This window comes from Microbacterium sp. 8M (genome assembly GCF_902506375.1).
Lineage (GTDB): Bacteria > Actinomycetota > Actinomycetes > Actinomycetales > Microbacteriaceae > Microbacterium.
Genome location: NZ_LR733284.1, coordinates 1,503,307 through 1,522,503, shown reverse-complemented (window position 1 = coordinate 1,522,503; position 19,197 = coordinate 1,503,307). Strand labels below are relative to the sequence as shown.

Here is a 19,197-nt window from a genome sequence, read left to right as displayed (position 1 = left end):
CTTCGACGGGCGCACGGAACGGGTGCTCAGGCGTCCAGCCAGCCCAGGTCCAGGATCCGGTCGACGACGCGCGCCGACGCGGATCCGTCGTCGCGTCCGTTGAACTGCGCCTGCCAGGCGACGTACTTCGGCGCATGCTCGGCGAGGGCCGAGACGTCCGCGAGGGCCGCCACGAGCTCTTCCTGCGTGCGAACCAGTGGCCCCGGTGCCCGGGCGGCGAGGTCGAAGTAGAACCCGCGCAGCTTGCCGCGGTAGTGCTCGAGGTCCGGCACCAGGAAGTACATCGGCTTGCCCGTCGCGCTGAAGTCGAACATCACCGAGGAGTAGTCGGTGACGAGGGCGTCGGCGGCGAGCAGCAGCTCCGCGGTGTCCGGATAGCCGGTGACGTCGATCACGCGGGATCCGGCCTGGTCGCGCCCGGGACGGATCGTTCGCGAATGTCCTCGCACGAGCACCACCGCGTCGGCCGCTTCCGCGAGCGACCGGGGATCCACGAAGTCGACGATCTCGGACCGATCGTCGCGCCAGGTCGGGGCGTACAGGAGCACCCTGGCGTCCGGATCGATGCCGAGCGCGGCGCGGATCCTGGTCGCGTCGCCCGTGGTCAGCACGTCGTTGCGCGGGTAGCCCTCCACCCACACGGGCCGGCGCAGGAAGGCGTACGCCTTGCGCAGCACGCGCTCGGCGTACGGGTTCTGCGCGAGCAGCACGTCCCAGCGCCGCGACTCGCGGACGACGGCGAGCCAGCGCCGGGGGTGCAGGCCCGGACGATGCAGGGCGAGACGCTTGAGCGGCGTGCCGTGCCAGGTCTGCAGGACGCGCTGCCCGGGCTTGCGGTCGAAGCGGCGGCGCAGCCAGTCGTTCACGATGAGCAGTCGCGCGTCAGCCCGGGCCCGCCACCACTCCGGAGAGCCCTCGACCACGGGGACGGCGCCGTCCGGCACCGCGACGGAGAGGTCGACGACGCTCCAGTACCGGGTCACACCGGGGGCGCGCGCGGCGAGCTCCCGGTCGATCGCGCCGGGGTTGCAGCCGGTCGACTGCCCGTAGAACGACTCGAAGAACACGGCGTTCTCGTGCGCACCCGGCAGCGCGGCATAGCGTCCTTCGAGCGCGAGGCGGCCTTCCGCGGTCTCGTACGCCGGGTCGATCGGCGGGTCGATGCGCACCTCTCCCCCGGCGGAGCCGACGCGGAGTCCGGGCAGCACCACGGTCGCGACCACGGGGACGGCGGCCGTGCGGCCGTCGAGGACGAGCGCGTAGTCGCCGGACGGCAGCGGCAGGTCCGCTCCGCCCCAGCGCGAGGCGTGCAGCGGCAGCACCGCACGCCAGGGGCCGTCCTCACCCGCGACGACCTCCGACGCCGCGGCGACGGCACGGCGCCCGCTCAGTTCGACCTCGCCGGGCGTCGACCCGTTCCCCTCGATCAGCAGCGCCTGCTGCTCCTCGTCGACGCGGACGGTCGTGACGCGGCTCGTCATGGGGTTCCCTTCGATGCGGGGGCCGGCTGCTCCGAGGCGGGAGCCGGTGCGGCGACGTCCGGTGCGTCGCCGGTGCGGGCGAGGATCGCGGCGAGCACGCGGGCGGTGTTGCGTCCGTCGCGGTGCGCGTGCATGCGGGCGCTGAGCGCCCGGGAGAGCTCGGCGCGCCGGGCGTGCTCGGCCTCGTCGGTGAGCACCGCCTCCAGCTGCGCGGCCGCGGACGTCCAGTCGGCTGCGGGGTCGTCGCCGGCGACCTCCGCGTACCTGCCGTAGAAGCCGCGCGAGCGCGCGTACTCCTCGGGGTCCGGGGCGAGATACACGACGGGCATGGCCAGCAGCCCCACGTCGTACGCGAGCGACGAGTAGTCGGTGACCAGCACATCGACCGCCGGGAGCACCGGAGTGATGTCCGCGACCACGGCGGAGCCGATCGAGCGCACCCGGTCGGTCGCCACGGGCGGACGGTACTCCCCCTCGCCGAGGGGGTGGGAGCGCACGAGCAGCACGCTGTCGGTACGCTCGAGCACGTCGACGATGCGCGCCCACTCGGCGCCCGTGGGGACGGCCGGATCGGGTGCGCCATCGCGCCAGGTGGGGGCGTACAGCACCACCCGCGCGCCCTCGGGGATCGGCCCGACGGCCGAGTCACGGCGCCTGACGGCTTCGGCGCGGCGCGTGACCGGATCCCCGGCGGAGAGCACGTCGACGCGCGGCTCGCCCGTCACCCGCACCTGCTGCACGCCGAGCCCGAACGCGGACTCCAGGCGCCCGCGGGAGCGGTCGGAGGCGGCCGGGAGCAGGTCGATGCGCCGCGTCTGCCCACGGTAGAGCAGTCCGAGCAGGCGCTGCAGCGGCGTGAAGCGGGGAAGGAAGGCGCTCTGCACGGTGGCCGGGGAGTCGAGCCCGATGCGCTTGAGCGGAATGCCGTGCCAGAGCTGGACGAGGAAGGCCCCCGAGGTCGCATATCGGTTGACGTCGCCGAATCCGTGCGTCACGACGATCACGCCGGCCCGGGCCGTGGCCCACCAGCCGCGCAGGCTGCTCTTGGGGATCGCCGGGATGCCGAGCTCCGCGGCGTCGCGCCGCTCGCGATCGGATCCGGTCAGCCAGAGCGGCTCGAGCCCCGCCGCCACCGCCGCGCGCCACAGCGCGAGCGCGCCGTCGCCGATGCCGGCGCCGCAGCCGATCACCCAGCCCCGGCCGCGCGGGACGATGAGGGTGCCCAGGCGGCCGAGAAGATACAGCGGGATCCTCAGCAGCTTGCCGGCGTTGCCCGCACGGAAGGAGAAGGACGCCACCCCGCGAGCCTATCGCGCCTGTCGGCGCAGCCGACGAAGCCGATCCCGAAGGGATCCAGAGATGGAAGGACGCCACCCGCGACGGAGTCGCGAAGGTGGCGTCCTTCCTGAGGCAAGGTTCAGGCGCCGGTCACTGGGCGAGCGTGCCCAGCGTGACCTTGATGTCCTGGCTCTTGCCGTCGCGGACGATGGTCAGCGTGGCGGAGCTGCCGCCTGCGACCGAGCGGACCTGCGCGGTGAGGTCGCTGGCATCCGTGATCGGGTTGCCGTTGAAGCCGGTGACCACGTCGCCGGCCTGGATGCCGGCGTTCGCCGCCGCCCCGCCGCTGGTGACCGACGCGATCGCGGCGCCGACGACCGTGGCGCCCTTCTGCCCGCTCGCGTCCTGCACGGTCGCCCCGAGCAGGCCGTGCGTGGCCTTGCCGTCGGAGATGATGTCGTTCGCGATGCGCTTGGCGATGTTCGACGGGATGGCGAAGCCGACGCCGATGTTGCCGGACTGGCCGGACGACGAGGATCCGGCGCTGGCGATCGCGACGTTCACGCCGATGAGCTTGCCGTCGCTGTTGACCAGCGCGCCGCCCGAGTTTCCGGGGTTGATCGCCGCGTCGGTCTGGATCACCGAGATCGAGATCGTGGACGCCGCTCCCTGCGACCCGGATCCGCGACCCGGGATGTCGAACTGGAACGGCTGCTGCGAGCCGTCCTCGTTCGGCTTCTGCTGCTGATCGCCGTTGCCGGGTGCGGGAGCCGCCGACGACTGGATCTGGATGCTGCGGTTGAGGGCGCTGACGATGCCCGTGGTCACCGAATTGGACAGCCCCAGCGGAGCGCCGACGGCGACCGTCATCGATCCCACGTTGAGCTTGGACGAGTCGGCGAACTCCATCGGAGTGAGGTCCGAGCCGTCCTTGACCTTGATGACGGCGAGGTCGTAGGTCGCGTCGATCCCGACGACGGTGGCGTCGAGGATGCGGCCGTCCGAGGTGGTCACGCGGATCGCCGGGTCGGAGACCTCGCCATCCAGGGTCACCACGTGCGCGTTGGTGAGGATGTGCCCTTCCTTGTCGAGCACGATGCCGGATCCGGAGCCCGCGGCGCTGGATCCGGAGACCTCGATCGTGACGACCGAAGGCACGGCCTTCGCGGCGATCGCGGTGGCCTCGGAGACGGACTCGGGGTTGTTCACCGTGACCGTGCTGGGGCCCGTCGCCGTCTTGGACGACGAGGGGCTCGAGGCGGTCAGGGAGCCGTAGCCCACCGCGCCGCCGACACCGGCGATGCCGCCGACGAGGGCCGCGGCGATGATGATGGCGGCGATCTTGCCGCCGCCGACGCCGGACTTCGCCTTGGGCTCGGCCGTGGACGTGGGCGCGGCCGCCGCACCGAAGGCGGCGCCGGGGTGCGCTCCCGGCTGTCCCGGGTTTCCGGGCTGCGCCGGCTGTGCCTGCGGCGCGTACGCGCCCGTGGGCGGGAGCGGGGTCGTGGGGGCCGTCGCGCCGGCCGCGGCGGCATTGTCTGCGGGGGTGGACGAGAACGCCGGGGGCACGGAGTGTCCGGCGTCGGGGTGAGGCGTCTGCTCGTTCATGTCTGCTCCTTCGAACCTTGCCCTTACAGACTGACGGCCGTTTCTGTGTTTTTCTTATGCCCGATGGGAGATTCCGCTATGGCGTTACCCTGGGCGCCATGGGAATCGTTCCTGGCGCCTGGCGCCGCACTGCGGCCGGCGCCGGCCTGCTCTCCGCGGCCGGAGAGGTCGCCCCTACCATCTTCGCCGAGATCTCGGCGCTCGCGGCCCGCACCGGGGCGATCAACCTGGGACAGGGCTTCCCGGACGAGGACGGTCCCGCGGAGGTGCTCGAGGCGGCGCGGTCGGCGATCCTCGACGGCGCCAACCAGTACCCGCCGGGGCGCGGCGTGCCCGACCTGCTGCACGCCGTCGCCGAGCACCAGCGCCGCTTCTACGGCCTCGACCTGGATCCCGACCGCGAGATCCTGGTGACCGCGGGCGCCACCGAGGCGATCGCCGCGGCGCTGCTCGCCCTCGTGGACGGCCCGGACGACGAGATCGTCGTGTTCGAGCCCTACTACGACTCCTACGCCGCCATCGCCGCGCTGAGCGGGGCGACCCTGCGCACCGTCCCGCTGCGGCTGCCCGGCTTCCAGCCGGATCCGGAGGAGCTCGCGCGCGCAGTGACGGACCGCTGCCGGGTCATCCTGGTCAACGATCCGCACAATCCCACGGGTGCGGTACTGAGCGACGAGCTGCGCGCCGAGATCGTGCGCCTCGCCCACCAGCACGACGCGGTCATCGTCACCGACGAGGTGTACGAGCACCTGTCCTTCACCGCGCCGCACGTGCCGATCGCGACGCTGCCGGGCGCCGCCGAGCGGACCCTGACGATCTCCTCCGCGGGCAAGACGTTCTCCGTGACCGGCTGGAAGATCGGGTGGATCCACGGTCCCGCCGAGCTCATCACCGCCGTGCTCAGCGTGAAGCAGTTCCTCACCTACGTCAACGGAGGGCCGTTCCAGCCGGCGATCGCAGCGGGGCTGCGCCTCTCCGACGCGTTCTTCGCGGACGCGGCGGAGCGACTGCGCGCCAAGCACGACCTGCTCGCGGAGGGGCTCGCCGCGGCCGGGTTCGAGGTGCACCGCCCCGACGGCGGCTACTTCACGGTCGCCGACGCCACGGCGATCGGCGGCGCCGACGCGGATGCGTTCTGCCGCGCGCTGCCGGCGCGGATCGGCGTGGCGGCGATCCCGCTGACCGCGTTCGTGCGGCCGGAGCACCGCGACGCCTACCGCGGCCTGGTGCGCTTCGCCGCCTGCAAGCGCCCCGAGGTGATCGCCGAGGCCGCCGAGCGCCTGGCGGGCCTGCGCGGCGGGCGCTGACGCCGAGACGAGCCGGTCGTGCCGTCGTCCGCGGGGGCGGTCGATGCGGTCAGCGCGGCACGACGCGGTAGCGGCGCAGCCGCAGCACGGGGTTGACCTCGCGCACGCGCGCCACGGCAGCGGCGTCCAGCTCGGCGACCGCGATCCCCTCCCCCGTGCCGACCCCGGCGATGAGCACGCCCTGCGGATCGACCACCGCGGAATGGCCGACGCCCACCGGCGCGGGATGGTCGGCCGCGACGACGTAGCTCGTGCTCTCGATCGCCCGCGCTGCGAGGAGGGTGGTCCAGTGGTGCTCCTTGAGCGGACCGCGCACCCACTCCGCCGGAACGACGAGCGCGTCCGCGCCGGCGTCGACGAGGGTGCGCGCGACCTCCGGGAACCGCAGGTCGTAGCAGGTCATCAGCCCGAACGTCAGGCCGTCGACGACGAACGTGGCCGCGTCCCCGAGGTCGCCCGGCTCGATCCAGGTCGACTCGGTCTGCCCGAACGCGTCGTACAGGTGCTGCTTGCGGTAGACCGCCAGGATCCCTGTGGCATCGACGGCGACGACGGCGTTGCGGATGCGTCCGGCGTCCGCGCGCTCCACGAGCCCGGCGACGACAACGGCGTCGTGCCAGGCGGCGAGACGGCGCAGCTCCGCCGTGAAGACGTCGTCCAGCTGCTCGGCGTTCGCGGCCAGGGTCTCGTCCAGAGGATCCACGAAGTAGCTCGAGTACTCGGGCAGCACGACCAGCCGCGCCCCGCGGCCCGCCGCACGCGCGACCAGCTCGCCGATGCGTGCGCGGTTCGCCGCGCGATCGGCGACGGGCGCGAACTGGCAGACGGCGACGGTGACGGATCCGGCGGTCATGGATCCATCATCGCGTACGCGCACGGCGGCGGCATCCGCACGCGGTGATCACGCGCACACCCCGAGGGCACCCGCGCCCGCGCCCGTCATCATCCGGGCTCTGCGGCGAGGTCCTCCGTGGCCGGGCCCTCGATCCGCGCGCCGTCCGGGCGGAAGCGCGAACCGTGCAGCGGGCAGTCCCACGTGCGCTCCGCGTCGTTCCACGTCACGATCCCGCCGAGGTGCGTGCACACGGCCGAGACCGCGCGGCAGGCGCCGTCGACGCGGGACACGGCGACCGGCCCGGTGCTCCGGCGGCGGATCGTCCCCTGGCCCTCCGCCGGTTCCTCGGGCCGCGCCGTCTCCGCATGCACCCAGCCCTTGAGGTCCTCGCGCACCACGCCGGCGTTGAAGCGGGCGCCGGCGCCGACCGTCGCCGGATGCGTGACCCGGTGGTGGAGCGTGTCCGCCCAGGGCAGCTGGCCGCCGAGGATCTCCGCGGAGAGGGTGAGCGCCGCGGCCACGGCGTTCGTCATGCCCCACTTCCCGTAGCCCGTGGCCACGAAGATCCTGCCGCGGCCTCGCGGCAGGGATCCCACGAACGGCACCCTGTTCACCGACCGGTAGTCCTGAGCCGACCACCAGTGCGTCCGCTCCGCTCCGGGGAAGCTCTCCCGCGTCCAGGCATCGAGCTCGTCGAGCCGGGCCTTCGCCGACTCGGCCCTGCCCACGATGTGCCCGTTGCCACCGACGAGCAGGCAGGTGCGCCCGTCGGCCTCCGCCGTGCGCAGCGAGCGGGTGGGCGCGTCGATCGACAGGTACATGCCGCGCGGGACGGCGTCTCCGGGCACCCGGTAGGCGGCCGCGTAGGAGCGCAGCGGCACGAGCTTGGCGAAGTACAGGCCCCGATCGAGGATCGGGGTGCCGGTCGCGAGCACGATCTGATCCGCCGTCATCTCTCCCCGGTCAGTGACGACGGTAGCGGGCGCCTCGTCGTTCACATCGCGCACCCGGGTGCGCTCCACGATCCGGACCCCGCGTGCCCGCAGATCGGCGGTGAGGGCCAGCACCACGCCGATCGGGTCGAGCTGGGCCTGGTCCGCCAGGCGCAGGGCGCCGTGGGTGCGGAACGGAAGACCCGGTTCGTCGGTGCGCTCCACGTCCAGGCCCGCGGCGCGCGCGACCTCGAACTCCCGGTCCAGGTCGGCGACGCCCTCCGCGGTGCGCGCGAACGTGAACGCGTCCCTCCGCTGCACCGGCACGTCGTTCTCGGCGAGGTAGCGCAGCATCCATGCCTGCCCCTCGCGGTTGGCCGCCACATAGGCATCCGCCACGCGTGCGGAGAAGTGCCGGCGGATGCTGGAGAGGACTCCGCCCTGAAGCAGGCTGAGCTTGGCGGTGCTGCGGCCCGTGGTCAGCGCCCCGACGTGGTGCGCCTCGAGCACCGTCACGCTCATGCCCGCACGCGCGAGCAGGAGCGCGGTGACGAGGCCCGTGAGACCCGCTCCCACCACCACGGAATCGGCGTGCGCGCCCGATTCCCAGCGATCGAGGGCCGGGAACGTGCGGCCGTCCATCCAGAGAGAGTCCATGAGCAGCCCGGCCTTCCTCCCCCGTCGACGAGGGACACCGGAACGCTACGTGCGAGCGGAGCCGCCCGACACGGCATTGACTTCCTCCGGCGAGCCGACTAGCGGCGGGGTCCACGATTCCCGCGGTTTCTGCGACGGCCGGGGCGGCGAGGAGGACAATGGAGGCACGGCCCGCGGCACGTCACCGGAGCCGGAGGAGGCGGTCCCCATGACCCCGCTCATCATCCTCAGCGTCGTGGTGGTCCTCGCGATCATCGTGTTCTTCCTGTCGGCGCGGATCGTGCGGCAGTACGAGCGGGGCGTGGTGCTGCGCTTCGGCCGCCTGCACAACGTGCGCGAGCCGGGGATCCGGTTCATCTTCCCGGTCGTCGACGTGCTCATCCCGGTCTCGCTGCGGATCGTGACGATGCCGATCCAGTCACAGGGCATCATCACGAAGGACAACGTCACCGTCGGGGTCTCGGCCGTGGCGTACTACCGGATCCAGGATCCGGTGAAGTCGGTGATCGCGATCGAGAACGTGCGCGCCGCGATCGACCAGATCGCGCAGACGACCCTGCGCCGGGTCGTGGGCCAGCACCACCTCGACGAGATCCTGTCCGATACCGCGGCGCTGAACGCGAACATCCGGGAGATCCTCGACGTCATCACGGTCGACTGGGGCGTGGAGGTGACGCTCGTCGAGCTCAAGGACATCCTGCTGCCGGACACCATGAAGCGCGCCATGGCGAAGCAGGCCGAGGCGGAGCGCGAGAAGAGGGCGAAGATCATCGCCGCGGAGGGCGAGGCGCTCGCCGCAGCCCAGCTGGGCTCGGCGTCCGACACGATGATGTCCCATCCGCTCGCGCTGCAGCTGCGCACCCTGCAGACGCTCGTGGAGATCGGCGTGGACAAGAACACCCTCGTGATCGCCCCGGCGCCGCTGGTCAGCTCGATCGGCGACGTGGTGAACCTGATCGACCGGGAGGCGGCGGTCGCGCAGATGCGCGCCCACTGACCGCCGGCTCGCGCCGGCCGGCCCGCCACCGGCGTGAACCGGTGCGTTCCCGTGCGCCGGTTGGCGCCTCGATGCGGTCCGGTGGATGATCGATCCGACGATCCCCGACCGACAGGCGAGGCATGAACGCACCCACCCCCTCCGCGCAGCCCGGCGTCGCGCGGCAGCTGCGCCCCTGGCACTTCATCCTCGCGTTCGGCATCGTGAGCCTGCTCGCCGACATGGTGTACGAGGGGGCGCGCAGCATCATCGGCCCCTATCTCGCCACGCTGGGCGCCTCGGCGACGGTCGTCGGCATCGTGGCCGGCGCCGGCGAGTTCATCGGCTACGGCCTGCGCGTCGTCACCGGGTACGCGGTGGTGCGCACCCGCCACTACTGGACCTGGACGATCCTCGGCTACGCGCTCACCGTGCTGAGCGTGCCGCTCATCGGCGTCACCGGGGTGCTCGCGCCCGCGCTCCTGCTCTACGGCACCGAGCGCCTCGGCAAGGCGGTGCGCTCCCCCGCGAAGGACACGCTGCTCTCGTACGCCTCGGCGCGCACGGGGCGCGGCAGCGCCTTCGGCGTGCACCAGGCGCTCGACCAGACCGGCGCCGTGCTCGGTCCGCTGCTGCTGGCGGCGGTGCTGGGCTGGCGCGACGGCGACTACGCCCTCGCCTTCGGTGTGCTCATCGTGCCGGGGATCCTGGTGCTCGGCCTGCTGTTCTGGCTGCGCCACCGGGTGCCGGATCCGCTCGTCTACGAGGAACCGGCCGCGCTCCCGGCGGAACCTGCGGCAGGCATCACCGCCAGCGCTGCGAGCGCCGCCGCGGACGCCGCCGATGACACCGCCTCGGCGCCCGCACGCACGCACCGTCGGCTTCCCGGGCGGTTCTGGCTCTACGCCGCGGCGATCGCCGTGCTGTCCGCCGGCGTGGCGTCGTTCCCGCTGCTCGCGTTCCACGCGCAGACCCGCTCGCTGCTCACCGACGCCCAGATCCCGATCCTGTTCGCGGTGGCGATGCTGGTGGACGGCGCGAGCGGACTCGTGATGGGGCGCGCCTACGACCGCTTCGGCCCGCGAACCCTGCTGCTCGTGCCCGTCGCCGCGTCGGCATCGGTGATCGCGTTCTCCGAGAGCGCGGCGCTGATCTGGGCCGGCGTCGCGATCTGGGGCATCGTGAACGGGATCCTCGACTCCACGGTCAAGGCGGTGGTCACCGAGCTGGTGCCGGCCGCCTCCCGCGCCATCGCCTTCGGGTGGCTCGCGTTCGTGCGCGGCGTGGGGCTCCTCGTCGCGGGCGGCGTGCTCGGCGCCGCCTACGATCAGGGCACCGGCGTCGTGGTCGCCGCCGTGCTGATCGCCAACGTGCTCGCGCTCGCCGGGTTGATCACCGTGCTGCGGCTGATGAGGTCCTGACCCGCTCGACGCGCCCCGAGACCCCCTGCGGAAACCGCGGGGGGTCTCTTCGTGTCGAAAGGATCTATTCAGCAGTCTTTCGATACGGATAGGCTCGGCCCATTCGATACAACTGTCTCGATGACGTTTCGTCGCAGACCCGAGGACGTGTCTGCAGAACCGAGGATCTGTGACAAGACGTCGACCGGGCCTTTCAGAGAGCTTTCGGCTCTGCAAGGCCCGCTCACTCCCATCCCCAGTTCCCCAGAACTCCAGATCCATAAGGAGACGGAATCCCCATGAAGTCATCGAAGCCCGGCAAGCGCGTCTGGATCGCGCTCTCGGCTCTGTCTGCCAGTGCGGCTCTCGCCGTCGCGGTCGCAGCGCCTGCCTCGGCCGGCGTCCCCAGCGCCGTCATCACCGGCAAGTCCGCCCCCAGCGGAGTGAAGGTGTCCCTGTTCGCGACCAACACCGATGCGCAGAACGTCCCCGCGTCCGCCGGTGCGAACTCGTTCCACTCCAGCATCCACGACCTCGCCATCGTCGACGGCAAGCTGTTCGCGGGCTACGGCGACTACAACGCCAACACCGGACCGGTGAACCTGAACTCGTACTCGATCGCGACGGGCGCGGAGAAGCACGAGGTCACGGGCATCCCCGCTGAGGAGCTCGGCAAGCTGAAGCTCCTGGACGGCACCCTGTACGCGCCGAACGTCGATCCCCGCGTCAGCTGGACGTCGGCGGCGAACTACGGCAGCTACGACTCGGCCACCCACGCGGGCAGCTACATCGCCAACACGCCTTTCATCCACGTGTTCGACGTCGCCAAGCTCGGCGACGAACTGTTCATGGCGGGTTCCATCGTCAACCCGGACAAGACGGCGTACGGTCCGACGAACACGCTGGCGGCGATCAAGAAGTCCGTCGACGGGGGTGCGACCTGGACGATCGATCGCACGGCGGCGGACGACCCCGTGGTCCTGTCGACCTATCCCGGCGACGGCGAGTACGCACGCTACTACTGGCTCGCCGTGGCCGGCGGGAAACTGTACACCCGGGCCAGCACGATGAGTTCGACGGGCGACCCGTCACTCGCGTTCACCTACCCGGGCAAGGACGGCGTGGAGCACACGGCGTACAACACCCCCGGGCTGGACGTCTACACGCCGGGAAGCGGCTGGAGCGCGATCGACGCGGGTCCGACCATCGCCACCCTGCCCCACCCCTATCACGTGGATGCGGTCGGCTCGAAGATCATCTTCGCGATGAGCGGCTTCCGCGGTGTCACCGGATCGGTGACGGTGAACGGCCAGACCACGGCGGTGCCGGTCTTCGACACCACGACGAACACCTACGGTTCGCTGAACGCACCCGGCGTGTACTCGGTCCTCGACACCTATCAGGACGGCCCGACCAGCTACATCCTCGCCAACAACCCGGTCGCGCCGAGCATCTACTCGTCGACCGACGGCAGCACCTGGACGAAGCTCGCCGATGCGATCATGCCCGCCTATTACGACGCCAAGAGCATCGCGGTCTCCAACGGCATCGCCTACATCGGATCGTCGAAGGCGAACATCTACAAGCTGACCCTGCCCGGCAGCAGCACCTCCACCGGCGGCAAGCGCTGACGGTTCGCCCACGGGACAGGCGTGCCTGACAGCATCCCCGCCCCGAGCACACGCCCGGGGCGGGGATGCCTCGCTCAACGCCGACTGCGCGGCTCGGCGGGTCGGGTCGGCCTCGTCAGGCCGTGCGCCTGATCGTACGCCTCGATGATGCCCTTGGGGATCTGACCGAACTCCGGCACTGCTCCCCCGTAGTGCGCTTTGGCCCACTCCCGGATCTGCACCCGCTCTGCCGCCGTGGTCACCGGAACCTGGCGTCGACCGACGCCGTCGTCGAGACCGAAGCGCTCGGACTCGCGCCCCGCCTCCAGGTAGGGAGCCAACGTCGCCTCGAACTCCTGCTGCTCTTCGGCGGTCAGATCGATGTCGTACCAGGCACCACCCCAGCCGAACGTGACCGTGTCGGCATCGGGCTTGCCGCTGAGGTCGGATTCGATGATGCTTCGCTTCGCCATGCTATAGAAGCTATCCGACGCTGCAACAGACAGTGAAAGATTTGTGAAGGTCGACAGAAAGATCTGTCGAATAGCGGTATTTCGCCGCCTGCCGTGCCCGGAGGAGCAGATGACGAAGGCCCCCTGATCTGGATTTCTCCTGATCAGGGGGCCTTCTCTTGTTGCGGGGACAGGATTTGAACCTGCGACCTCCGGGTTATGAGCCCGGCGAGCTACCGAACTGCTCCACCCCGCGGCACAAGAAATGAGCTTAGCACGGGATTCGGCGAAGCGCCAATCGGGGTGGAGATCGGCGCTACTTCGTGGCGCTGCCGCTCCCCTCGAGCGCGATCAGCCGGTTCACGGCGTCGGTCAGCTTCTTGTCCTGCACCGCGAACTCCGAGAGGTCTCCGGCCTTCAGGGCCGCGTCCCGGGCCAGCATCGCCGCCTTCGCATCGGACAGCGCCGCCTGGAAGGCCGCGTCGCCGGTCGGGGGCGTGGTGCCGCCATCTCCCGGGGTCGGGGTGGGCGTGGGGTTCACGTTGTTGTCGCCGCCCGCCGCGCCGGAGTTGCCTCCGAAGAGCTGGTCGAGCGCCTCCGTGAGCGTGTCCGCGAAGGCGATCTTGTCGCCGAACGCGACGAGGATCTTCTGCAGGCGCGGCACCTGCGTGCCACCCGAGGACTGCACGAACACGGGCTGCACGTACAGGAAGCCGCCGCCGACCGGCAGCGTCAGCAGGTTGCCGTGGGTGACCTTGGACTGCCCCTGCTTCAGCAGGTTGAGCTGCTGACCGACGGTTGGATCCGAGTCGAACGAGTTCTGCACCTGACCGGGGCCGGGCACGGTCGTGTCGGCGTCGATCTCCAGCATGCGCAGCTTGCCGTACGAGTCGGACTTCTTGCCCGCCGTCGAGCCCGCATCCGCATCCACCGCCAGGTACCCGAACAGCACGTTGCGGCTGTTCGAGCCCTGCGACGCGGGGATGAAGGTGGTGTACATCGAGAACTGCGACTGGTCCTGGCCCGGCATCTTCATGCTCAGGTAGTAGGGCGGCTGCAGCTCCGGGTTGGCGGAGTCGCTCTGCGGATCGTTCGGGGTCTCCCAGAGGTTGTCCTGGCGGGCGAACGAGGCGGCGTCGGACACGTGGTACGTGCCGAGCATGGCGCGCTGCACCTTGAACAGATCGGTCGGGTAGCGCACATGGCTCATCAGCTGCGACGACATGTCGCTGATCGGCTTGAGCGTGCCAGGGTAGATCTTCTGCCACGTCTTCAGCACCGGGTCCGTCGGATCCCAGGCGTACAGCGTGACCTTGCCGTCGTAGGCGTCGACGGTCGCCTTGACCGAGTTGCGGATGTAGTTGATGTCATCCGTGACGAACCCGGGCTGGGTGTTCACCGAGTCGCTGATCGCCTTCGGCAGGTTCACCGTCGTCGAGTACGGGTAGTTCGAGCTCGTGGTGTAGCCGTCCACGATCCACACGATCCGTCCGTCGACGATGCTCGGGTACGGGTCGCTGTCGAGGGTCAGGTACGGCGCGGCCTTCTGCACGCGATCCGCCGGGTCGCGGTCGTACAGGATCTGGGAGTCCTGGTTCACGCTGTCGGAGAAGAGGATCTGCTCGGACTGGAACTTCAGCGCGTACAGAAGCTTCGTGAAGAAATTGCCGATGCGCGGGCCGCCGTCACCCGTGAACGTGGTCTTGGTCTGGTTCTCGCTCGAGTCCTTGCCGCGCGGGTAGTCGATCTCGACGGGTGCGGTGCCCTTGGGCGCGCCCACGATCGAGTAGGCCGGCGAGTTCTCTCCGAAGTACACGCGCGGCTCGAACTTCTGGCTGTCGGTCAGGGTGCCCGACGTCGGGATGCCCCGCTCGAGGAACACCGGCTCGCCGTCGTCGGTGCGCTGGTTTCCCGCCGCGGCGACGAGGCCGTAGCCGTGGGTGTACACCAGGGTGCTGTTGTTCCAGGTCTGACTGGGGATCCGGCTGGTGTCGATCTCGCGGACGGCGACCAGTGCGTCCTGGTTCTTGCCGTCGATCTTGTAACGGTCGACGTCGAGCTTCTGCGGGAACTTGTAGTAGCTGCGGTACTGCTCGAGCTGCTGGAACGTCGGGCCGATGACGTTCGGATCCATGATCCGGATAGAGGCCGTGGTGTCGGCGTCGCTGCGGAGCTGACCGGACTCGGCCGTGGTCTGCGCCTTGAACGGCGTGGTGTCGACGTCGTCGATGCCGTAGGCGGCCTTGGTCGCCTTGAGATTGCGCTCGTAGTACTGGGCCTGCAGCTGGTTCTGGTTCGGCTTCACCTGGAAGGTGTTCACCGCCCAGGGGTAGCCGATGCCGAGCACGAGCGCGGCGACGATGAGCAGCGCGGTGGCCGCGAGCGGGAAGCGCCAGTGCCCGATCACCGCGGTGACGAAGAACAACACGGCCACCAGCGCCGCGATGATCGCGAGGATGGACAGACCGGGGATCGTCGCGTTCACACCGGTGAAGGCGGCACCCGTGATCTTGTCCTCGGTCGCGGTCAGGGTCTTGTAGCGATCCACCCACAGGCTCGCCGCCTGGACGAGGAGGTACACGCCGGCGATCACGGCCAGCTGCACGCGCGCAGCCTTGGAGATGCGGAGCTCGCCCTGTCCCACGCGCACCGAGCCGTAGAGGTACAGCACGAGCGCCGAAACCAGCAGGCTCAGGATCAGCACGGCGGAGACGAATCCGAGCAGCGCCTCGTAGAACGGCAGGTCGAACAGGTAGAACCCGGTGTCGAGGTGGAACTGCGCATCGGTCTTGCCGGTGGCGGTGCCGTTGGCCCACTGCCACACGGTCTCCCACTGCCCCGCCGCGGCGAAGCCCGCGAACAGGCCGAAGAACACCGGCATCCCCCACATCGCCAGGCGGCGCAGGGGCTCCACGACCTCCTGGTAGCGGTCCAGCTGCGAGCTCAGCCGCACGTACACGGGGCGCAGGCGGTACGCGAGCTGGATCGCGATGAACATCGGCACAGCCATGCCGAGGAAGCCGACCACGAACATCGTGGCTGTGGCGATCCATCGCGTGGTGAGCACCTGGGCGAACCTCAGCTGGTCGTACCAGAGGAAGTCGGTGTACATCGTCGCGAACACGAAGAACGCGGCGATGAGCACAGCGAGGATCACCACCGTCGCGAGGACGATGCGTCGGGCAGTTCGGGGCGCGGCCGGTGCGGGTGAGGTCACGGTCCCATCCTAGGTCGGCGGAATCCCGGGATCCTGAGGCGCGGGAGCCTCGGCTTCGCCCGTCGCGAACGCGCGCGCCCCGCTACTGCTTCTTGACGTCACTGCTTCTTGACGTCGGCGGCGGTGCACGTGGGCAGCTCAGCCACGTCTCCCCCGTCGGCGATGACCTTCAGCGCGTCCAGCGACTGCTCCAGGCTGTCGGTGCGGACCACCGTGAGCCCCGCGGGGACATGCCCGTACACCTCGTCGCAGTTCGATCCGGGGGCCAGGAAGTAGCGCGCCCCGGCGGAGCGCGCCCCGTACAGCTTCTGCCGGATGCCGCCGATCGGCCCGACCGTGCCGTCGGCGGTGATCGTGCCGGTGCCGGCCACCTGCTTGCCGCCGTTGAGTGCGCCCGGCGTCAGCGTGTCGATGATGCCCAGCGCGAACATCATGCCGGCGCTCGGCCCGCCCACGTTGTCCAGCTGCAGCTTCACGTCGACCGGGAAGGTGTACTTCTGCTGCAGGGTGATCCCGAGCAGCCACCGGCTCGCGCCGTCGACGGTCTGCCGACGCGGCGTGACCGAGACGTCCTGGCGCTGCCCGCCGCGCTCGATCGTGAGGGTCACCGGCGCTCCCTGCGAGTCCTGGATCTCCGCACGAAGGGCGTCGGAGTCGGCCGGATTGGTGCCGTTCACGGCGATGACCGTGTCGCCCTTCCGCAGGATGCCGTGCGCCGCGCCGTCATCCGTGACCGAGGCCACCTGGATCGTGACGGGGACGGTGTGCCCGAGTTCGCGCAGCGCCGCGGCGGTCGCCTCCTGCTGCGAATCGACCATCATCAGCTGGTTCGCCTGGTCCCGCTGCGTGGGGCTGACGCCCTGCGGGAACACCGCGTCGACCGGCACCACGGCCTTGGCCGGATCGAACCAGGCCAGCACGATCTGCATCCACGACGGCGGCGCCTCCCGATTGCCGACGACCTGCACGGTGGTGAGGTCCAGCGCGCCCTTGGTGGGATGCGTCTCGGCGCCGGTGACGGAGATCAGCGGAACGCTCTCGCCCTTCGCGTCCTTCACCTCGCCGAGCGTGTTGAACACGGGTCCCGGCTGCTCGATCACGTACGGCAGCGGCAGGAACGTGAGCACCAGCAGCGCCGCGAGCGAGGCGATGAACGCGATGAGACCGATCCGGGTGCCGCGGCCGGAGCGGATGCTCGTCATGTGTCTCCCAGGGATGCTCGATGCTCGTTCGCGAGCGGCGTACAGCGGAGCGGCCGGGTTCGGAGCACTCGCACTGGTCGTGTGACTAGCGTAGTCAGCACGGGCTTTACACGTGCTGAGAGGGCTTCCGATGGCTGAGAACGACCCGAACTCCGAGGACTTCCTGCAGTTCCTGCGCCGCATGCTCGGCGGATCCGCCGAGGACTTCGACCTGAGCGCGCTGCAGGGCATGGAGGGGCTCAACCTCGATCCCGCGATGATGCAGCAGATCATGCAGCAGATGCAGCACGCGATGAGCGGCGACCCGTGGGAGACCGCACTGCGCCAGGCGCTGCACATCGCGAACCGCGACGGTCTCGGCATCGACTCCGGGGCGCGCTCCTCGATCGCCGATGCCTTCGCCCTCGCTGACCTGTGGGTCGGCGAGGCGACCACGATCTCCGAACTCGGATCCGCCCCGCGCGCGCTCACCCGCGGCGAGTGGGTGGAGCAGACGCTCCCGGTGTGGAAGGAGGTCGCCACGCCGGTCTCCACCAGCATCGCCGATGCGCTCACCAGCGCGCTCGAGGGGCAGGTGCCCGAGGAGATGCAGGGCGCGGTGCAGGGTGCCGGCCGCCTCATGCGCGGCATCGGCGGCTCGGTCTTCGCCATGCAGTTCGGCCAGGTGCTCGGCAACCTGTCACTCGAGGTGGTCTCCGGCGGCGATGTCGGGATCCCCGTGCTGCCCCCGGGCACCGCGGCCGTCGTCCCGCAGAATCTGGCCGCGTTCGGTGAGGGTCTGGAGATCCCCGAGGACCAGATCGCGCTGTACCTCGCGGCACGGGAGATCGCGTATGCGCGGCTGTACCGGCACGCCCGGTGGCTGCACCTGCACGTGATGACGCAGATCACCGAGTTCGCGAAGGGCGTGACGGTCGACGTCGCCAAGCTGGAAGACGTGGCGGGGCGCCTCGACCCCTCGAACCCCGAGGAGCTGCGTGCCGCGATCGAGGGCGGTGCCCTCCTGCCGGAGCTCTCCGACGTGCAGCGCGAGGCCCTCGAGCGCCTGGAGAACCTCATCGCGACGATCGACGGGTGGGTCGACGTGGTCACCGAGCAGGCGACCTCCCGGCTGCCCGACAGCGTGCGCATCGCCGAGGCCGCGCGCCGGCGCCGCGCCGCGGGCGGACCCGCGGAGGACGCCCTCGGCGCCCTCGTCGGGCTGAAGCTCCGTCCCCGCCGGCTGCGCGAGGCCGCCGCGATGTGGCGCGCGGTCACCGACGCGGTCGGCATCGAGGCCCGCGACGCGCTCTGGGACTACCCGGACCTGATGCCCGACGCCTCGGACATCGACGACCCCGCGGCCCTGGTGGCGCGGCTCCAGGCGCGCGCCCGCGGCGAGGAGCCGGCACCGGACGAGATGGACGAGGCGCTGGAGCGGCTGCTCCGCGGCGAGGACTTCGGCCGGCCCGGCGCCGGTGCGGACGGACCGGACTCCGGCACCGACCGGGCGGAGTCGAGTGCGGACGGGCCGGCCGCGGGAACGGACTCGGGCTCGGACGGGCCGGCCACGGGAACGGACCAGCCGAACTCCGGCACCGAGCGGCCGGATCCGGGCCAGGATGGATCCGGCGAGAAGCCGGTCTGACCGAGTTCTCCACCGATTCCGGATCCCGCCTCCGGCGGCGACGCGGGTGCGGTCATGATCGGGGCATGCCCAGGATCCGGCTCGACCCCGCCCACCCCGTGCTCTGGCGCGACGCCGACACGGTGCAGCTCGGCGTGGACGCCGCCCTGACCCTCCCGGTCGACGGGCCCTGGATCCCGCGTCTGCTGCACGAGCTGGCGCAGGGGATCGACGAGCGGGCGTTCGAGGTCGTCGCGCACAGCGCCGGCGCGCCGCTGTCCGACGCGCGGCGGCTCCGCGCGCTGCTCGGCCCCGTGCTGCGCGACGACGTCCCCCGCCCTGCCGTGGCGCTCGCGGCCGCCCCTGCGGTCGGCGTCCGTACGATGCTGCGCCTGGAGGAGGCGCTCGCCGACGCCGGCGTCGATCTCACCGAGTCGCCCGGCGCGGTGACCCTGCTCGTCCGTCACGGCGCGGTGCCCGCGCGCGAGGCCGCGCATCTCCTGGCCGAGGACCGGGCGCACCTCGCCCTCGCGTTCGACGCCGGCGGAGCCACGATCGGGCCCTTGGTCGTGCCGGGGCGCACGCCGTGCCTGTCGTGCCGCGACTCGCACGACCGCGATCGGGATCCCGCGTGGG

General features: G+C 71.0%; 13 protein-coding genes and 1 tRNA gene. 5 read left to right on the top strand and 9 right to left on the bottom strand.

Features of this window, described 5'->3' with window-relative positions:
• Positions 1–26: 26 nt before the first annotated feature.
• From AERO9AM_RS07190 to AERO9AM_RS07180, 3 genes are all read right to left on the bottom strand, one after another.
• On the bottom strand, positions 27–1,481 hold the full coding sequence (locus tag AERO9AM_RS07190) for a CDP-glycerol glycerophosphotransferase family protein (RefSeq protein ID WP_159575525.1): 1,455 nt from the start codon (positions 1,479–1,481) through the stop codon (positions 27–29).
• Positions 1,478–2,779: a CDP-glycerol glycerophosphotransferase family protein gene (locus AERO9AM_RS07185; protein WP_159575524.1), complete on the bottom strand. Its 1,302-nt coding sequence runs from the start codon at positions 2,777–2,779 to the stop codon at positions 1,478–1,480. The genes AERO9AM_RS07190 and AERO9AM_RS07185 overlap by 4 nt, the downstream gene beginning before the upstream one ends.
• Positions 2,780–2,909: 130 nt before the next feature.
• Positions 2,910–4,367 carry a S1C family serine protease gene (locus AERO9AM_RS07180; protein WP_159575523.1) on the bottom strand — a complete coding sequence of 486 codons (1,458 nt, stop codon included), beginning with the start codon at positions 4,365–4,367 and terminating at the stop codon, positions 2,910–2,912.
• Positions 4,368–4,465: 98 nt separating this feature from the next.
• Here AERO9AM_RS07180 and AERO9AM_RS07175 point away from each other — a divergent pair, with 98 nt between their 5' ends.
• A complete protein-coding gene (locus AERO9AM_RS07175; protein ID WP_159575522.1) occupies positions 4,466–5,674 on the top strand; it encodes an aminotransferase class I/II-fold pyridoxal phosphate-dependent enzyme in 1,209 nt (402 codons plus the stop codon).
• 49 nt (positions 5,675–5,723) lie between these two features.
• Here the strand turns inward: AERO9AM_RS07175 and AERO9AM_RS07170 are convergent, their stop codons facing one another.
• Together AERO9AM_RS07170 and AERO9AM_RS07165 are read right to left on the bottom strand one after the other, a co-directional pair.
• Positions 5,724–6,527: a carbon-nitrogen hydrolase family protein gene (locus tag AERO9AM_RS07170; RefSeq protein WP_159575521.1), complete on the bottom strand. Its 804-nt coding sequence runs from the start codon at positions 6,525–6,527 to the stop codon at positions 5,724–5,726.
• Positions 6,528–6,616: 89 nt separating this feature from the next.
• Complete coding sequence (locus AERO9AM_RS07165) at positions 6,617–8,098, bottom strand: FAD-dependent oxidoreductase (protein WP_159575520.1); 1,482 nt, start codon at positions 8,096–8,098, stop codon at positions 6,617–6,619.
• Between the two features lie 208 nt (positions 8,099–8,306).
• On the opposite strand from AERO9AM_RS07165, the gene AERO9AM_RS07160 reads away from it, so the two are divergent.
• The 3 genes from AERO9AM_RS07160 to AERO9AM_RS07150 all read left to right on the top strand — a co-directional run bounded on the left by AERO9AM_RS07160 (position 8,307) and on the right by AERO9AM_RS07150 (position 12,105).
• Positions 8,307–9,095 (top strand): slipin family protein, encoded by a 789-nt coding sequence (locus AERO9AM_RS07160; RefSeq protein ID WP_159575519.1) that lies wholly within the window; start codon positions 8,307–8,309, stop codon positions 9,093–9,095.
• Positions 9,096–9,217: 122 nt separating this feature from the next.
• On the top strand, positions 9,218–10,495 hold the full coding sequence (locus AERO9AM_RS07155; RefSeq protein WP_159575518.1) for an MFS transporter: 1,278 nt from the start codon (positions 9,218–9,220) through the stop codon (positions 10,493–10,495).
• A 278-nt stretch (positions 10,496–10,773) separates the two neighbouring features.
• The gene (locus tag AERO9AM_RS07150; RefSeq protein ID WP_159575517.1) at positions 10,774–12,105 is read left to right on the top strand and encodes a hypothetical protein; all 1,332 of its coding nucleotides are present in this window, start codon (positions 10,774–10,776) and stop codon (positions 12,103–12,105) included.
• 74 nt (positions 12,106–12,179) lie between these two features.
• On the opposite strand, the gene AERO9AM_RS07145 is transcribed toward AERO9AM_RS07150, so the two are convergent.
• The 4 genes from AERO9AM_RS07145 to AERO9AM_RS07130 all read right to left on the bottom strand — a co-directional run bounded on the left by AERO9AM_RS07145 (position 12,180) and on the right by AERO9AM_RS07130 (position 16,955).
• Complete coding sequence (locus AERO9AM_RS07145) at positions 12,180–12,557, bottom strand: histone-like nucleoid-structuring protein Lsr2 (RefSeq protein ID WP_159575516.1); 378 nt, start codon at positions 12,555–12,557, stop codon at positions 12,180–12,182.
• A gap of 161 nt (positions 12,558–12,718) precedes the next feature.
• Positions 12,719–12,792: transfer RNA gene (locus AERO9AM_RS07140), tRNA-Met, on the bottom strand.
• A gap of 60 nt (positions 12,793–12,852) precedes the next feature.
• Positions 12,853–15,753 (bottom strand): UPF0182 family membrane protein, encoded by a 2,901-nt coding sequence (locus AERO9AM_RS07135; protein WP_268892346.1) that lies wholly within the window; start codon positions 15,751–15,753, stop codon positions 12,853–12,855.
• Positions 15,754–15,851: 98 nt separating this feature from the next.
• Positions 15,852–16,955, bottom strand: a complete 1,104-nt coding sequence (locus tag AERO9AM_RS07130) for a YlbL family protein (protein ID WP_159575515.1) — start codon at positions 16,953–16,955, stop codon at positions 15,852–15,854.
• 130 nt (positions 16,956–17,085) lie between these two features.
• Here AERO9AM_RS07130 and AERO9AM_RS07125 point away from each other — a divergent pair, with 130 nt between their 5' ends.
• Complete coding sequence (locus AERO9AM_RS07125) at positions 17,086–18,582, top strand: zinc-dependent metalloprotease (protein WP_159575514.1); 1,497 nt, start codon at positions 17,086–17,088, stop codon at positions 18,580–18,582.
• Positions 18,583–19,197: the final 615 nt, after the last annotated feature.